Origin of the sequence: Geosporobacter subterraneus DSM 17957, from assembly GCF_900142145.1 — a bacterium.
GTDB classification, from domain to species: domain Bacteria; phylum Bacillota; class Clostridia; order Peptostreptococcales; family Thermotaleaceae; genus Geosporobacter; species Geosporobacter subterraneus.
The window spans coordinates 56,680-69,903 of the sequence record NZ_FQZV01000019.1 but is presented as its reverse complement, the minus strand read 5'-3'; the positions used below and the strand labels follow the sequence as shown (position 1 = coordinate 69,903).

Below are 13,224 nucleotides of genomic sequence, written 5' to 3'. Positions count from 1 at the left end.
TTTGAGAATAAAGGCATAAAGCATAGCCTCAAGAGAATAGTCTCGATTGGTACCTAGTGAAGAATAATACTTTTGATAAAAAGAAAAAGGGATAAACGGAGTAATATCAATATGTTGGTTTAATAGAGAAAGTAGATTATTTTGATCCTGATGAAAGAACTTATCAAATTCAGATGAGATATCACAAAGATTTAATTGTTTCGCTGAAATTGGCATAAGTTTCTCCTTTCTTGTAAGTTTTGAGTTATGTACAATTTCACAATGTATATATACCCAAAACGGGGGAAACTTAGCCATTTCAATAGATTAAAATGCAGTATTTGTGCGAGTTGTAGAGTTCTGCAACGAGCTAAAATAAAAAATAAATGGGGGGAGTAATAAGATGAAAAAACTTTTAGCAGTAGTATTAACCCTAATATTGATTATTGGGGCAGCAGGTTGTGCAAGTAAAACCGATACAGCCGGTACAGCTGAGCAAAACAGTGGAGGCGGTAAATATAAGGTTTACCTTATAACCATGGACCAAATGGACCAGCACTGGGTTACTGTTGACCAGGGAGCAAAAAAGGCTGCACAAGAGCTTGGCAATATAGACTATACATGGCTTGCTCCAGATGTTAAAGATGATGCAAAGCAAATCGAAAGCATCAATAATGCCATCGCCGGCGGTGCCGATGCAATCCTGCTTGCAGCAAACGGACCAACCGCAGTAACTTCAGCACTTAAAGAGGCAGAGGCAGAAGGCATTAAAATCATATATGTTGATTCACCTGCTGATTTCCCAGCAGTACAAACATTGGCTACAGATAATGAAGCCGCTGGCAAAACTGCAGGGGAAGAGATGCTTAAAGCTTTAACCGCTAAGGGGATTACATCCGGTAAGATTGGTATCGTAAATGTAAATGCATCCACAGCTTCTACAGTTGCAAGAGAAAAAGGCTTTAGAGCCGCCTTTGAAGGAAAAGGCTTCGAAATCCTTCAGACACAGTATGGTGATGGAGATGCAGCAAAATCAAAGGATATAGCAGCCAACTATATTACTGAAGGCGTTGTTGGCATATTTGGCGGAAATGAAGGATCTACCGTAGGAACAGGCAATGCCATTAAAGAAGCAGGCGGAGAAGTTGTTGGGGTTGGTTTTGACAAATCCGATACAATCCTGCAGCTGATCAAAGAAGGACATCTTTTAGCCACAATGTCACAGAATCCGGACGTAATGGGCTATGAAGGTATGAAGACAGCAGCAAAAGTTCTTGAAGGCGGTTCCGTTGACAAGGCCTATGTAGATACAGGCGTTTCTGTTATCACGAAGGATAAATTATAAAAGAATATTCATTTAAATAAGAGGTTACCTGGGTAACCTCTTTAAAACTCTATTTATCCTTTTACGATTTTAGAGGGATTTGGAATTGACAAGGTTATATTTGTTCGAAGCGGGTGAGGAAATATGGAGCATAAAACAGAACAGATGCTGAAGGAATTCAAAGAAAAATATCCTGTGATGGCCTACCTGGAGGAGGAAGTTCGAAATTTGATTGATCAGGTAGTACATAGAATAAAAAGTGGTGGTAAAATATTGGTTTGTGGAAACGGTGGAAGTGCAGCAGACAGTGAGCACATTGTAGGAGAGCTGCTGAAGGAATTCTATATCAAAAGGCCGGTGGATGAAGATTTTAGGAAAAAGCTTCAAGAATATGTCCAGAAAAAGGACTTTGATACCATAACTGCATGCCTTCAAGGGGCTATACCTGCCATATCCTTAGTTTCGCAGACCGGATTTCTGACGGCTTACGGAAATGACGTAAGCTTTGAAATGGCCTATGCACAGCAGGTTTATGCCTATGGAGAAAAAAATGATGTTTTGATTGGCTTGTCTACATCGGGAAACGCTTCGAATCTTTGCTATGCGGCCAAGGTTGCAAAGGCAAAGGAGCTTTTAGTGGTTTCCTTCACCGGGGAAAGTGGTGGAAAGCTTAAAGAACTGAGTGATATTCTATTAAACGTTCCTGCTCAGGAGACCTTTAAAGTGCAGGAATACCATCTTCCCTTATATCATTTTATCTGCAGGGCTCTCGAATATGAAATATTTGGAGGGGTTTTATGATTGTTTTGGGACTTGATATAGGAGGTACAAAATCGGCGGTTATTTTGGCTGAATGTGCTGATGACAGTATTCATTTTCTGGGTAGAAAAGAAATCAAAACCACCAGAAGCTGGAAAGAGGTCCTGGATCATCTAATTCTAGAAGGAAAGAACATGCTCAAAGCTGCAGGCAAAGAGACTGAGGATTTTACGGTAGGTATTTCCTGCGGCGGCCCGCTGGACAGCAAGAATGGCATTATTCAATCCCCGCCTAACCTTCCCGGGTGGGATGATGTGCCGATTATTGAATATATCCATGAGAAGCTGGGGGTTCAGGCAAAACTTCAAAACGATGCAGATGCCTGTGCCCTGGCTGAATGGAAATATGGAGCGGGAAAAGGCATTGAAAATATGGTTTTTCTTACCTTCGGAACAGGTCTGGGGGCAGGTTTGATTTTGAATGGCAGACTATATACCGGTGCCAGCAATATGGCTGGGGAAGTGGGGCACATTCCCTTGGCGGATGAGGGCCCTATAGGATATGGAAAGCCTGGAAGCTTTGAAGGATTTTGCAGTGGCGGTGGAATTGCACAAATCGCAAAAGGAATAGCCTATGAATTAGAAAAACAGGGAATAAAGGCATCCTTTATTAAGTCCGAAATCAATGATATTACCACAAAGGATGTTGCAGAAGCTGCTGAGGCAGGAAACAGTGATGCATTAGAAGTATTTAAACGATCGGGAAAATATTTTGGAAGAGGGCTATCTATACTAATTGATATTTTAAATCCTGAAATTATTGTAGTAGGCAGTATATATGTGCGGGCAGGAAAATTCCTGGAGGAAGAAATGTACAGAGAGCTGGAAATCCAAGCCTTGGAGTCTTCCAGGAAAGCAGTTAGAATCCTTCCGGCAAAACTTGGTGAAAGCATCGGAGATTATGGGGCTGTAGTAGCTGCGCTGGCATAAATAAACCGTTATGAAGGGGGAGTGATGAAGATGTTCGGTGCCATTGAGGCAGGGGGAACAAAATTTGTTTGTGCAGTGGGAGATGAGAATTTTAATATTATTGACAGGATTTCTTTTCCCACAACCTACCCAGGAGAAACCATGGAGAGGATTTTTGACTTCTTTGACAGGTATAAAGATTTAAAAGCGATAGGTATAGGTTCTTTTGGACCGATAGATATTAACATTCATTCGGAGAAATATGGTTATATTACCTCTACACCAAAAACAAACTGGAGAAACTTTAACTTTTTGGGTGAAATGAAAAAGCACTATAACCTTCCAATAGGATGGACCACCGACGTGAATGCTGCCTGCCTGGGAGAATATGAAATTGGAAGCGCTGTCGATAATCATAGTTGCCTTTATCTGACGGTAGGAACCGGCATCGGCGGTGGTGCAATATTGGATGGAAAAATCATAGAGGGCTTTGGCCATACAGAAATGGGACATATTATTATCCGAAATCATCCCCATGATGATTTTGAAGGAGTATGTCCATATCATAAAAATTGCCTTGAAGGGCTGGCAGCCGGTCCATCTATCGAAAAACGATATGGCATAAAGGCTGAAAATTTGGATGAGGATCACAGAATTTGGAGGATAGTTGCATATTATCTGGCCCAGGCCCTTGTGAACTATACCCTGATATTGAGACCGGAGAAGATCATATTAGGAGGAGGGGTTATGAATCAGGCTGGGATGATTGATTTTGTAAGGGAAGCCTTTGCTTCACTGTTGGCAGGATATGTTGAAACCCCCGATTTAGATTCCTACATCGTAACCCCTTCATTAGGAGATAATGCAGGAATCATCGGAGGTTTAATACTGGCTCGCCGAGCTTTATAAGATGAATGGTAATAGAAAGGAATGGAGCCAGGCCGGATTCCATTCTTTTCTTATTACTGCCATGACATGCAACTATCTGATTTATAGGATTTAATGGTATAATGATTATGAAGAAACGCGAATCAAAAAAGCTCAGAGGAGAAGAATTGCTATGGAAATATTATTTTTAGATAGGATTTTTCATGAAAAAATTTGGGGTGGCAATAGACTCAAAACCTATTTTGATTATCCCATAGACAGCGAAAACATAGGTGAATGTTGGACGGTAAGTGCACATCCTAACGGGGATTGTAAGGTTATCAATGGCGTACATAAAGGCAAAACACTCAGTTGGTTATGGGACAATCACAGAGACATTTTTGGTAATATAGAAGGAAACAGATTTCCTTTGCTTGCGAAAATAATTGATGCTACAGATGATCTAAGTGTTCAGGTTCATCCCGATGACCATTATGCAAATACCTATGAGAATGGTGAGCTGGGAAAAACGGAGTGCTGGTATATTATTGACTGTGATGAAGGGGCAGAATTGATCCTAGGGCACAATGCCAGAAGTAGAACAGAAATGGAGCAAATGATAGCCCAAGGCAACTGGAAGAATTTGCTTAGAAGGGTTCCGATCAAACCGGGGGACTTTTTCTATATTCCGGCAGGCACTATGCATGCAATCGGAAAAGGAGCATTGATTTTAGAAATACAACAATCCAGTGATGTTACTTATCGGGTATATGATTATGATCGGCTGGAAAATGGGAAACCTAGGGAGCTCCATATTCATAAAAGCATTGATGTAACTACAGTACCCCATGAGGATTACAAGATCATCAGGAATGTCCAGAAATTCGAAAATGGATTTAAAGAGGATTTAATAAAGGAGAAATATTTCTCAGTATTTCGATTGTGTGTTGAGGGGCGTATAACCCTCGATCATGATGACAAATTCAAAATGGTAAATGTTTTAAAGGGATCGGGCTCCGTCGACGGAACAGCGATTCAGAAGGGCGATCATTTTATCCTTCCCTCCAATTATGGATCACTGCAGCTTGAGGGGAATCTGGAGTTAATTATTTCCCATTTATAATGGGAAGGACAAGTGGGGACGGTCCTTGCTTGCTAGGTTGACAGGAGTATAAATGTGGAATAAACTGGGAATATGGGGGTGGGAAGATTGCCTAGACAAGCAAGAGAAAAAGGAGAATTTTCGACCTATCATATTATACAGAGAGGGAACGATAGAAAAGAGATCTTTTTATCCGATCATGACAAAACCCGATTTGTGGAAACCTTAATTAAAATGAAGAACAAATATAATTTTATAATCTATGCATATTGTCTTATGGACAACCATGTTCATCTACTAATCAATGACAATGGAAATGACATATCTAAACTCATGAAAAGTATCAATGTAAGCTATGTATTATATTTCAATCGAAAATACAAAAGATGTGGACATTTCTTTCAGAACCGATTCATAAGCGAATTAATTACGGATGATAAACATTTAATAGAGGTAAGCAAATATATCCACAACAATCCTGTGAAGGCTGGTATAGTGCAACGACCGAAGGCATATAAATGGAGCAGCTATGGAGATTATATGGGGAATGTGAAATCAGAATTCATCGATGTAAGTAAAGTATTAGATATTTTTTCCAACACTAGAAGCAAAGCCATTAAGGAGTATCAAAGCTATGTTAACAAGATAGGGAATACAGTGGAGATTATGGACATTAAAGATCCCTATGAAAATGTAAAGGAAAACACTATGTTCATAGACTCCATTGCCCATGCAAAAGAAATTTTAGCATATATGCTGGCAGATAGAAATCTTTCCATGGAGGAATGCATTGTAAATAAGGATATCCGCAATGAGATGATAAGATATTTGCGAAAAAATTCAAATTTAACATTAAAAGAAATAGGACAAGTTTTTGGTGGGATCAGTGAATCAAGAGTAAGCAGGATATTGAGTCGTTAGATTAGCAAGCAAGGACCGTCCCTGCTTGCTCCTAATATGATGCTAAAGATAAGGAGATATATAAAATGAAGAAAGTTTTTTATTGGATAGCCGCTATGCTCCAATTAATTTTGATCATTGCCGCATATGGGATACAAAAGCTATCTATGAAAAAAATGGGAATGATGAGGTATGTAGTGTATATAAACCAACAGTGGGAGGCAAAATACCCTATTGCAGCAATACGAAACACTACCATTGCATTTTTAGTAATATTGTTTGTTGTTATTCTTTTATATGTTTTCATCAAAAAAAGCAATTATATTACGGACAAAAAAGCTGTATCTATGTTATTGGTAAATGGAATCATCCTCTCTGGGTTTGTTTTTTTCACTTTATCCTATTCAGTACAAAACTATCGTTCCTACTATTTTACCAGTCTGATTTTAGCGGTTATTGCGCTGATACAGGAGATAAAAATTATTGTATCTTTGATAAGATATGATTACAGCCACAGGCTTACGTTATAGCTTCATTACAAAGAAAAAATGTCTGAAAGCTTTTTGGCGATCAGACATTTTTTATAGAATTTATTTATATTTTGCTGCGGCTTCTTCTGGTGTAATTGCCTGTACTGGGTTGCTCTCATCCATCTGCCATACAAACCAGCCGCCGTCATATAGCTTGATGTTTTTCCATCCGTTTTCGTAGGCCAATAGCCATGGAATGGTTGCTCTCCAGCCGGTACCACAGTAAAATGCGATCTCATTGTCTTCTGAAATGCCTTGTTCATTCCACATTGCCACGACTTTATCAAAAGGAACAATGGTTCCATCGGCATTACGGTAATCAGGCTCATCATGTCCCCATACTGCACCTTGTGGTTCTCCAGCCCTTTTTATGTAGCCGTACCCGCTTGTTTTTCCTTCAAATTCATCCAAGCTCCGTATACTAACCAATCTGAAATTTTCATTACTAGCCATTTCTGACTTTACATCTTCAGGCATAAATAAAACATACTCAGGATGCGCAGGTATTGTTGCACCGAAATCACGGGTGGTTGCTGTTGGATTTTCTATACCTTCATTCGTTGCATATCCTGCTTTTGTCCAGGCATCTAAGCCGCCATCGAGTACTTTTACATTTTCAACACCAGCCCATAGACATACAAACGCAACTCTGGCAGCACCTGAGTCAGCACCATAAACAATAACTGTAGTATCTTTTGTGATACCATAATCGGCCATAAGCTTTTTAATTTCATCTCCTGTTCTTATGTTCCAGTAGGTGGGCTCTTCGATATCATCTGTGTTTAAATGTACTGCTCCAGGTATATGGGCAGCTATATAGCTCTTATTATCATTAACCGATCCCCAGGCGGCTTCGATAATTACGTAATCTTTTGATTCGGGCTGCTTTCCATCCATTACACTTTTTACCCAATCTGCAGATACAAATACTTTTTCTTTAGAGACAGCCTCGACAGACTTGTTCTCTGTTGAACTAGATGCTACTTTTTTAGAGGCACAACCAGTTGTGAATACCACGGTCATGACTAAACAAAGAGAAAGAATCAGGAATTTCTTTTTCACAATGCCACTCTCCTCAAGATGATTCATTTTATTTTTTATAAAATAGACTGCAAAATAAGCTGTTGCATAGCTCTGCAATAGTTATCTTGAAGCTATTCCTATAACAATAGTAACAATATAATATAAGATTTTAGGACGAATTACCGCTATTTATAATACATGATTGTTAATAATTAGTCTAATAGAAATATTTAATAGTTGACTCGGCTATCATTGTTTTTTCAAATCAGGGACAGAGGACAAAATCTTACTGATACAATACTTGAATAAATAAAGTGATAAGAGGATACTTAAATAATGGAATATACTATTTTAGGGGCAAATGATTCCAGCGTATATATTGAGAGTGAAGATGTTTTAATATCTGACTGGCAATCTGCTCTCGACTTAATGATGACGGTAAAATATGAAAAAGACTGCAGCAGAATTGTATTAGACAAAAAGGCATAAGGGAAGAGTTCTTCAGACTAAGCATCGGTATTGCCGGTGAAGTTCTACAAAAATTTATAAATTACCATACTAAGCTGCTTATTATCGGTGACTTTTCCAAGAACATAAGCAAGCCTTTGCATGATTTATTTATAAGACTAACAAAGGCAATGATATTTTCTTTGTAGACAACTTGGATAAAGCAGTAGAAAAGTTAGCTCTGGCTAAGTAATTAAGGCATGTTCTTAACACCATGAGGTGAGTTGCTGAATGCAGCAGAATAATTAAATTTGAAAATCCCATGAGGATAGCAGAACTTTTAATCTAAAGAATACATTAATTAAAGCAGGTTTTAAAGAGAATGGTGCCAGTAGGGGTATTTTTTCTTTTGCCGTTGAATACTATAGCATGTCGAATAATGCGATGAATACTTAAAGGATGTGGGTGTTTACTCTCGAATATTGGAAATGACTAGAAGTCATTTAAGCCTGACCAATATTAATGAAGAGGGTCAGATGAAATTCAAGGCTATTCCGTTAGTAAAATAAGCACAAAAACACAATATCCTTATGCGGGGAAGGTGGTTGTATTTATAGAAAGGTTTTGATATGCAGAATCCTTTTAATCATCGCTTCTTACACTCTTGGTTTTTTGGAAATAGATTGTTCGACTGTAAATATAGGTGATGAAGGTTCTTTTTTTACTATTAAGTTATTTCCGCTGCATCTTCTGGGTACAACATCCGGAGGGAGGTATCGAATATTAGATTATTCCTTGGGAAGAACAGTAGATTTTAAACAGCTAAAATCAAAAAACCAAACATTTTTAGCCTATTTTAAGGGGGAGGCAGTGCTTATTTTATCATCAGGGGGTGAAGTTCTGAAGCATTACCCCCTGGCAGGAAAAAAACAAAATATTATCAGCAGCTGTATAGATGACCTAAACAATGATGGTTATGACAATATACTCCTGCTGGTTGGCGATAAAGGCTCAGAATTTGGCGATCGACTGATTATCCTAAGCTTTGATGGAGCAGACATTAAAGAAGTCTACCATCAATCCTTTCAGGTGCTTAACCCATGGAAGGTTCAAACCTGCGACATAGACGGAGATGGGCAAAAGGAGATTTCTCTAGGGGTTCATAAGGAAGCTCAGTTTCATCCGGTGATGGCCAAAAGACCATTTATCTATGAATGGCAGCAGGGTATGCTGGTTCCAAAATGGAGGGGTTCTAGATTGTCCAGGCCTTTTACAGACTATACTTTTTCTGATATGGACGAAAGCGGCAGTGATGAGTTAATCGCTATTGAAATTCTGCAAAACGGGGAAAAAGTTCTCCATGCTTATAAGTGGAAAGGCTTTGGCTTTGAAGGTATTTGGGAATCTTCAAGCTATGCAGATATAGAGGGAATCAAAATTGCAGAAGAAGGGAAGATTTATGCTTTCATTCAGGGGAAGGGTCCGGCAAAATGGTATGCTTTTAATTTAAAAGGAGAAAAGATAGAGATTTATAGAAAAACAGGGGGGAAGATAAATGAGCTATAATAGAAATATCTTTATGAGGATAATGAGTTTTTTACTCCTTATGATGCTTTGTGTTTCTGCCATTGGCTGCAGCAGACAAAAAGAAGCACTTCCGCAGGAGGAGGTTGTTGCCAGTCCTTTACAAAAAGAGTTTAGTGCAGCTTTTACCGGTGAAAAGGATCGCAAGAGGATTGATGTTCCTTTTGAACCGTTGAAATTTACAGCCCAGGTAAAACCCTATCAAGTAAAAGCGGATCTGTCCAATATCGTAAACTTACAGCAGTTTGGAGAATTCACCCCAGAACAGCGGAAGTTGATCGCAAAGAACGGTTTTGTTGTGCTGCCGACTAAAGAAGAACAGCTATTTTACATATATGAAAAACAATGAGTATAAAAAACTGCCCTCCTTTATTACAACCGATTCAGTGCTTCAGGTCTATCACATATTTTTTGATTATTCCCTCCGAACACTGGAAAGTGAAACGCTGTTAGGGATTTTGGAAGAACTGACAGAAAGTATGTATGAGAAGTCATTAGCCCTCTACAATGGGGTTACGGATCAGGAACTCAAGGATATCCTTATAAAAAACATGGCTTTTTTCGCTGTTGGACTGCAGACCTTAGAAAAGCCCATGCCAACTGATATACCGGAGCAGGCTAAAAAATTAGCTGCAGAAGAATATCAACTGGTACGAGGAGAGCAGGGATTTGCTCAATCTGCAATTTTCCCTTACGAGCTGGATTATAGTCAGTATAAACCTCGGGGTCATTATACCCGCAGTGAGGATCTCCAAAGATTTTTTAAAACAATGATGTGGTATGGGCAGGCACCCTTTCCCCTGTACAAACAGACAGAGGACGCCGCTGGAAATGATAAGGCTGCAGGGGTCAGAAATGTTGAGCAGACCCTGCAGGCTCTCTTGATAACCTATAGCCTCTTTATTGAAAATGAAGGTATATCAGACGTAACCAGATGGGAAAACATTTATGATCCTACAGTGTTTTATGTCGGGAATACCGATGATCTAAATATATATCATTAGGGGACATATTGATGGATAGAGGCGTAAGAAAGAGCATTGAGAGACATGGATATGATTACCCTTATCTTAAAGTAGAGGAATATTTAAAGAAGGGGGATATCACTTTTGCCAATCTGGAGTCTCCTCTGACCTCAAGAGATACTGCTGTACTAAAGGATAGAGCACTCATTTTTAAAGGAGACATTGAAAATGGCAGGTCTTTAAAGGCTGCAGGGTTTAACATACTAAATTTGGCCAATAACCATACCTTAGATTATGGACCGGAAGGCCTTATAGATACTTTAGAGGTACTAGAGGAAAATGGGATACTGCCTTTGGGGGCAGGGCTTAATGCTCAGGAGGCAAGACAGCCGGTGTTTGTGAATATAAAAGGGATCACCGTTGGTTTCCTAGGATATTCCCAGTTCCCGCCGGAGGGCTATTTGTACTTTTCTGATCGGCCGGAAGTGGCTCGAATAAATCCCGACACTATATCGGCAGAAATAACGAGAGCAAAAGAAAGCTGCGATTTTTTAGTGATTTCTTTTCATTGGGGGAAAGAATATGATGTCTATCCCAGTGAGTTTCAAAAAAGCCTAGCCCGCCTTGCGGTGGACAGGGGAGGGGACTTGATCCTGGGACATCATCCCCATGTTCTGCAGAGCATGGAGAAGTACCAGGGAAAACTGATTTTTTATAGTCTGGGCAATTTTGTTTTTGATCGGCAGATACAGCCAGGAACTGATGAAACGATTATGCTTAATGTAAAATTAAGCAAAGGCCAGTGGCAAGAGGCCGACCTTATTCCTGCAAGGATAATAGACTGCCAGCCTATCCCTGTAGCAGGTGAGGATGGGGAAGAGATTTTAAAGCGTTTACAAAAATATTCAGAAGGATATAATAGCGAACTGATTATCCGAGATGGAAAAGGGTATATTGCCCCTTAGACCAATTGACACCTATAGAACAAGATAAAATAAACCAAGCAGTTATCTGGTTTGACCAGGGCTGCTTGGTTGTTCTATTTTTTGCATGATATTTTTTAATATTTCATAGCTTCTAGGAAAAATCCTCCATGCTCATTTGAAAAGCTGTTCTCAGAGTTTTTTTTATTCTCTTTATGGTGCTCATGGTCGTGGTACTCTTCTGCATCTTTTTTTGTAACATGGACGGTTCCATGGGGATGCTGGGGCGGCGCATAGATAGAGTACAATTTCAACGGTTTATTGCCCGTATTGATTAAATTATGCCATGTGCCCGCAGGTATGATGAAAGCAAAATCATCTCGGACATTTGCCTGAAAATCTAACCTGTCTTTTCTATTTCCCATTTTTACAACTCCTTGACCTTCTTCAATACGTACAAACTGATCCAGGTTGGGATGAATCTCCAAACCTATATCTTCCCCAACCTTGAGACTCATCAGGGTAAGCTGCAGATGCTTTCCTGTCCATAAAGCGGTGCGAAAGGTATTGTTTTGTTTGGTAACCTCCTCAATATTGACGACAAAGGGTTCTGGTCCATAATCTCTAAGTTTCGCAAACTGTTTTGGAAAGTCTGTATGATACATCGGGTTATTGATCCAATAAGGATAGGGACTATAAATGTTATATATATGATATGGATTATAGTAATAGGGATGTGAATTAAAAGCATTATACATCTTACTTACTCCTTTCAAGAACTTTATAACATCATATTCTCTATATTTAGGAGATGTGATTTAATTTATGGAAAAAATGCATACTTAGACTTGTTAGAAAATTCTTATAATGCTTAATTCTGATGTAGGATAGGTTTCCCTTTTTTTGTCTGATATAGATTTCTGGCTATTATTGTAAGGATCACAATTATGCCTCCAAAAATAGCGTGATGCCCCGGCATTTCCCCTGTAAACCAGAAGACCCAAATGGGATTTAGCAGTGGTTCTATGACAGGAATTAGGATTGCCTCGATAGCAGATACATGTAGAATGGCTGTAGTATATAAAATATAAGAAATTCCTAGCTGAAAAACACCTAACACCAGCAGTGCAAGGATACTTTTTAGGCTGGGTATCGATAAGAAGAAAAAAGGCAAAGCAATTACAAAAGTCAGCACGTTGCCCAGCAAGGTGATCTCTACCGGAGATCCTTCATTCTGAAGCTTCAAAAAAATAATCATAGCAGCCATAGCTATACCACTGAGAACGGCAATCAGATTACCCTCCATATGGCCGGTTTGCAAGTCCCCAATAAAAAATACAAACATTCCTAATAGCACAAGGACAATAGCAGCCCAATCTGATTTTCGAATCCTTTCCTTTAAAAACCAACTAGAAAACAAAGCCACCCATATAGGGGCAGTAAACTGCAGCAATATGGCATTGGCTGAAGTGGTGAGCTTATTTGCAGAGACGAAAAGCATTAGAAGGGCAGAATAAGAGAGGGCACCTCCCAGCATATTCTTTTGCATTGGAATTTTAGGTTTTCTTAGATAAAAAAGCATAACAATCGCAGCGATACCGCTTCGAGCACCGGCGATGGCCATAGGGTTCCAGTCTACCAGCTTAATAAATAATCCTCCGGTGCTCCATAGAATAGATGCGATGATCATATACTTTATTGCTTTTTGACGGTTCATATTCACTAATACTCTCCCATCATTTAGTTTTTTTAATAAAAATCTATTCTCTATTATGATTCAATTATATATACTAGAAGCATACGGTACAATGGTTTTAGAATAGGTTTTTAATAAGAGTCATTACATGACATTG

At 39.1% G+C, this 13,224-nt stretch carries 17 protein-coding genes; 13 read left to right on the top strand and 4 right to left on the bottom strand.

The window, feature by feature from the left end; translation table 11 throughout:
• Nucleotides 1-216: hypothetical protein (locus tag BUB56_RS19660; protein ID WP_330392590.1), on the bottom strand; the 216-nt coding region annotated here is incomplete at its 3' end.
• A 166-nt stretch (nucleotides 217-382) separates the two neighbouring features.
• On the opposite strand from BUB56_RS19660, the gene BUB56_RS08465 reads away from it, so the two are divergent.
• From BUB56_RS08465 to BUB56_RS08435, 7 genes are all read left to right on the top strand, one after another.
• Nucleotides 383-1,324, top strand: a complete 942-nt coding sequence (locus BUB56_RS08465) for an ABC transporter substrate-binding protein (RefSeq protein ID WP_110940887.1) — start codon at nucleotides 383-385, stop codon at nucleotides 1,322-1,324.
• A gap of 123 nt (nucleotides 1,325-1,447) precedes the next feature.
• The gene (locus tag BUB56_RS08460; protein ID WP_110940886.1) at nucleotides 1,448-2,104 is read left to right on the top strand and encodes a D-sedoheptulose-7-phosphate isomerase; all 657 of its coding nucleotides are present in this window, start codon (nucleotides 1,448-1,450) and stop codon (nucleotides 2,102-2,104) included.
• Nucleotides 2,101-3,051, top strand: a complete 951-nt coding sequence (locus BUB56_RS08455) for an ROK family protein (RefSeq protein WP_110940885.1) — start codon at nucleotides 2,101-2,103, stop codon at nucleotides 3,049-3,051. Before BUB56_RS08460 ends, BUB56_RS08455 begins: the two co-directional genes overlap by 4 nt.
• A gap of 24 nt (nucleotides 3,052-3,075) precedes the next feature.
• On the top strand, nucleotides 3,076-3,939 hold the full coding sequence (locus BUB56_RS08450; protein ID WP_110940884.1) for an ROK family protein: 864 nt from the start codon (nucleotides 3,076-3,078) through the stop codon (nucleotides 3,937-3,939).
• Nucleotides 3,940-4,090: 151 nt separating this feature from the next.
• A complete protein-coding gene (gene manA / locus BUB56_RS08445; RefSeq protein ID WP_110940883.1) occupies nucleotides 4,091-5,020 on the top strand; it encodes a mannose-6-phosphate isomerase, class I in 930 nt (309 codons plus the stop codon).
• An 87-nt stretch (nucleotides 5,021-5,107) separates the two neighbouring features.
• Nucleotides 5,108-5,920: an REP-associated tyrosine transposase gene (locus BUB56_RS08440; protein WP_190014327.1), complete on the top strand. Its 813-nt coding sequence runs from the start codon at nucleotides 5,108-5,110 to the stop codon at nucleotides 5,918-5,920.
• Nucleotides 5,921-5,985: 65 nt separating this feature from the next.
• Nucleotides 5,986-6,429, top strand: a complete 444-nt coding sequence (locus BUB56_RS08435) for a hypothetical protein (RefSeq protein WP_110940881.1) — start codon at nucleotides 5,986-5,988, stop codon at nucleotides 6,427-6,429.
• A 60-nt stretch (nucleotides 6,430-6,489) separates the two neighbouring features.
• Here BUB56_RS08435 and BUB56_RS08430 read toward each other — a convergent pair whose 3' ends face one another.
• A complete protein-coding gene (locus tag BUB56_RS08430) occupies nucleotides 6,490-7,491 on the bottom strand; it encodes a sulfurtransferase (protein ID WP_242946258.1) in 1,002 nt (333 codons plus the stop codon).
• 297 nt (nucleotides 7,492-7,788) lie between these two features.
• Between BUB56_RS08430 and BUB56_RS20205 the strand changes: the two genes are divergently transcribed.
• The 6 genes from BUB56_RS20205 to BUB56_RS08405 all read left to right on the top strand — a co-directional run bounded on the left by BUB56_RS20205 (nucleotide 7,789) and on the right by BUB56_RS08405 (nucleotide 11,413).
• Nucleotides 7,789-7,941, top strand: a complete 153-nt coding sequence (locus tag BUB56_RS20205) for a DUF4180 domain-containing protein (protein ID WP_330392589.1) — start codon at nucleotides 7,789-7,791, stop codon at nucleotides 7,939-7,941.
• The gene (locus BUB56_RS20375; protein WP_408606947.1) at nucleotides 7,908-8,108 is read left to right on the top strand and encodes a DUF4180 domain-containing protein; all 201 of its coding nucleotides are present in this window, start codon (nucleotides 7,908-7,910) and stop codon (nucleotides 8,106-8,108) included. Before BUB56_RS20205 ends, BUB56_RS20375 begins: the two co-directional genes overlap by 34 nt.
• A 661-nt stretch (nucleotides 8,109-8,769) precedes the next feature.
• On the top strand, nucleotides 8,770-9,465 hold the full coding sequence (locus BUB56_RS08420) for a hypothetical protein (protein WP_190014325.1): 696 nt from the start codon (nucleotides 8,770-8,772) through the stop codon (nucleotides 9,463-9,465).
• The gene (locus BUB56_RS08415; protein WP_110940879.1) at nucleotides 9,455-9,832 is read left to right on the top strand and encodes a hypothetical protein; all 378 of its coding nucleotides are present in this window, start codon (nucleotides 9,455-9,457) and stop codon (nucleotides 9,830-9,832) included. The genes BUB56_RS08420 and BUB56_RS08415 overlap by 11 nt, the downstream gene beginning before the upstream one ends.
• Nucleotides 9,819-10,487: a DUF3160 domain-containing protein gene (locus BUB56_RS08410; RefSeq protein ID WP_110940878.1), complete on the top strand. Its 669-nt coding sequence runs from the start codon at nucleotides 9,819-9,821 to the stop codon at nucleotides 10,485-10,487. The genes BUB56_RS08415 and BUB56_RS08410 overlap by 14 nt, the downstream gene beginning before the upstream one ends.
• An 11-nt stretch (nucleotides 10,488-10,498) precedes the next feature.
• Nucleotides 10,499-11,413 carry a CapA family protein gene (locus BUB56_RS08405; protein ID WP_110940877.1) on the top strand — a complete coding sequence of 305 codons (915 nt, stop codon included), beginning with the start codon at nucleotides 10,499-10,501 and terminating at the stop codon, nucleotides 11,411-11,413.
• Between the two features lie 95 nt (nucleotides 11,414-11,508).
• On the opposite strand, the gene BUB56_RS08400 is transcribed toward BUB56_RS08405, so the two are convergent.
• Together BUB56_RS08400 and BUB56_RS08395 are read right to left on the bottom strand one after the other, a co-directional pair.
• A complete protein-coding gene (locus tag BUB56_RS08400; protein WP_110940876.1) occupies nucleotides 11,509-12,129 on the bottom strand; it encodes a cupin domain-containing protein in 621 nt (206 codons plus the stop codon).
• A 113-nt stretch (nucleotides 12,130-12,242) separates the two neighbouring features.
• Nucleotides 12,243-13,088, bottom strand: coding sequence for a DMT family transporter (locus BUB56_RS08395; RefSeq protein WP_242946261.1), 846 nt, complete (start codon nucleotides 13,086-13,088; stop codon nucleotides 12,243-12,245).
• Nucleotides 13,089-13,224: the final 136 nt, after the last annotated feature.

Excerpts from the sequence above, each read along its gene's own strand:
- BUB56_RS08465 (WP_110940887.1), top strand. The coding sequence starts at position 383 with ATGAAAAAACTTTTAGCAGTAGTATTAACCCTAATATTGATTATTGGG.
- BUB56_RS08460 (WP_110940886.1), top strand. The coding sequence starts at position 1,448 with ATGGAGCATAAAACAGAACAGATGCTGAAGGAATTCAAAGAAAAATAT.
- BUB56_RS08455 (WP_110940885.1), top strand. The coding sequence starts at position 2,101 with ATGATTGTTTTGGGACTTGATATAGGAGGTACAAAATCGGCGGTTATT.
- BUB56_RS08450 (WP_110940884.1), top strand. The coding sequence starts at position 3,076 with ATGAAGATGTTCGGTGCCATTGAGGCAGGGGGAACAAAATTTGTTTGT.
- manA (WP_110940883.1), top strand. The coding sequence starts at position 4,091 with ATGGAAATATTATTTTTAGATAGGATTTTTCATGAAAAAATTTGGGGT.
- BUB56_RS08435 (WP_110940881.1), top strand. The coding sequence starts at position 5,986 with ATGAAGAAAGTTTTTTATTGGATAGCCGCTATGCTCCAATTAATTTTG.
- BUB56_RS20205 (WP_330392589.1), top strand. The coding sequence starts at position 7,789 with ATGGAATATACTATTTTAGGGGCAAATGATTCCAGCGTATATATTGAG.
- BUB56_RS08415 (WP_110940879.1), top strand. The coding sequence starts at position 9,455 with ATGAGCTATAATAGAAATATCTTTATGAGGATAATGAGTTTTTTACTC.
- BUB56_RS08410 (WP_110940878.1), top strand. The coding sequence starts at position 9,819 with ATGAAAAACAATGAGTATAAAAAACTGCCCTCCTTTATTACAACCGAT.
- BUB56_RS08405 (WP_110940877.1), top strand. The coding sequence starts at position 10,499 with ATGGATAGAGGCGTAAGAAAGAGCATTGAGAGACATGGATATGATTAC.
- BUB56_RS08400 (WP_110940876.1), bottom strand. The coding sequence starts at position 12,129 with ATGTATAATGCTTTTAATTCACATCCCTATTACTATAATCCATATCAT.
- BUB56_RS08395 (WP_242946261.1), bottom strand. The coding sequence starts at position 13,088 with ATGAACCGTCAAAAAGCAATAAAGTATATGATCATCGCATCTATTCTA.